Origin of the sequence: Bacteroides sp. 1_1_14 (assembly GCF_000162515.1) — a bacterium.
In the GTDB taxonomy this organism is placed as follows: Bacteria; Bacteroidota; Bacteroidia; order Bacteroidales; family Bacteroidaceae; genus Bacteroides; species Bacteroides thetaiotaomicron.
The window spans coordinates 1-1,839 of sequence record NZ_GG774732.1; the positions used below are offsets into that span (position 1 = coordinate 1).

Genomic DNA, 1,839 nt, shown 5'->3' on the forward strand with positions numbered 1-1,839 from the left:
AAAACGCTGGCACAACCTTTTTTTATGCACAAAGCCCAGACTTTCACAAGCCCGGGCTTTGTTATTACCCAAAGTTTTTGTATCTTTAGGCATAAAGTTTTTCGTTATGGCAAAGTTACATTTTCGTCCTTACATTCCCAACCAAACAGTTCTTTTTCCCGGAAGAATTGATGAAAACATAGCAGCGAACGATCCGGTTCGCATAGTTAATACTGTTGTTGATAATCTCAATCTTGACAATTTCAAGAAGCTTTATAAAGCAACCGGTCGTTGTCCTTATCATCCTAAAATGATGCTTAAGGTGATTATCTACGCCTACATGAACAATATCTATTCGTGCCGCAAAATAGAGAAGCTTCTCCTACGTGATATTCATTATATCTGGCTTTCCGGTAATGAACATCCGGATTTTATTACCATCAACCGTTTTCGAAACCGTGTAAAAGAGGAAATAAATACCGTATTCACGCAGTTGGTTCTTGTCCTTGCCGACAAAGGTTTCATCAGCCTTGACGTAGAGTATATCGACGGTACCAAGATTGAGTCCAAAGCCAACAAATATACTTTTGTCTGGCGCAAGACAGTCGAAAAGAACCGTACAAAGCTGATGGATAAGATCCGCATTCTCCTGGAGCAGGTGGATGAAGTCATAGCCCAAGAGAACTCCATGAAAGACACACCCGTAGAGTTCACTCCCGCCATGCTCTCAGATATAGTGAATGAACTTAAAGAGGTGCTGGAACACCAGCCTGTAACAAAGGACAAGGAACAAAAGAAGGTCATCCGGGAAAAGAAGAAACAGGTCCGGGAACTTGAGGAGTACCGTGACAAGTTGATAGAATACGACAACCATCTTGATACTCTTGGAGAACGCAACTCCTACTCCAAGACCGATCCTGATGCCACCTTCATGCGCATGAAAGAAGACGCCATGAGAAACGGACAGACCAAACCCGGATATAATCTGCAAATAGGTACCGAGAACCAATTCCTCATAGACTTCCGACTGTTTCCCAACCCAACCGATACACTGACCCTCATACCTTTCTTCCACTCCTTTGAGCAACGCTATAACCGCTTACCAACTGTCGGTGTGGCAGACTCCGGTTACGGCTCGGAAGAAAATTATCGGTTCATGCAAGATAATGGGATAGAAGCCTTTGTCAAGTACAACTACTTCCATAAAGAACAGCGTCCCCGTTATACCCCCAATCCATTCCATGCGGAGAGTCTCCATTACAATGCGGGGGAGGATTATTACGTTTGTCCTATGGGGCAGCACATGAACCGTATAGGAACTAGACGTGACAAAACAGCAAGCGGATACATCACCGAAAGTGCCCGGTATAAAGCACAAAGATGTGAAGGGTGTCCTTTGTGTGGCAGTTGCTTTAAAGCTCGGGGGAACCGTATGATAGAAGTCAACCACCGGTTAAACCAATACAAACGGCAGGCACGGGAAAGGTTACTCTCGGAAGAAGGCATCAGGCATAGGGGAAGGCGATGTATAGAACCGGAAGCAGTTTTTGGACAAATGAAACACAACATGGCATACAAAAGGTTCCGGCATGTGGGAGAAGACAAGGTTACAATGGACTTTGCCTTCTTTGCTATAGCTTTTAATATCAAAAAGATGTGTACAAAACTACTAAAAGCAGGAAAGAGAAGGAGTGCACACACTATATTTATCTTTATCAGACCACGTGTGACTCAAAATACGACGAATATTAAGCCTTATTACCTAATTACTGAAAAAATAGTCGCATAGACAAAAAAAGAGGAATGACTATTTTATATTAAAAAAAGAAGGGGATGTGCCTTAGTTTTGACACAGCCCCC

General features: G+C 43.1%; 1 protein-coding gene. It reads left to right on the forward strand.

The genetic code is table 11. The features are described from left to right. The first annotated feature begins 106 nt into the window (after positions 1-106). Complete coding sequence (locus HMPREF9007_RS00180) at positions 107-1,768, forward strand: IS1182-like element ISBthe2 family transposase (protein WP_008763902.1); 1,662 nt, start codon at positions 107-109, stop codon at positions 1,766-1,768. The last annotated feature ends 71 nt before the right edge of the window (positions 1,769-1,839 follow it).

What these genes read in the sequence shown, in the direction of transcription:
- HMPREF9007_RS00180 (WP_008763902.1), top strand. Translation starts at nt 107, where the DNA reads ATGGCAAAGTTACATTTTCGTCCTTACATTCCCAACCAAACAGTTCTT.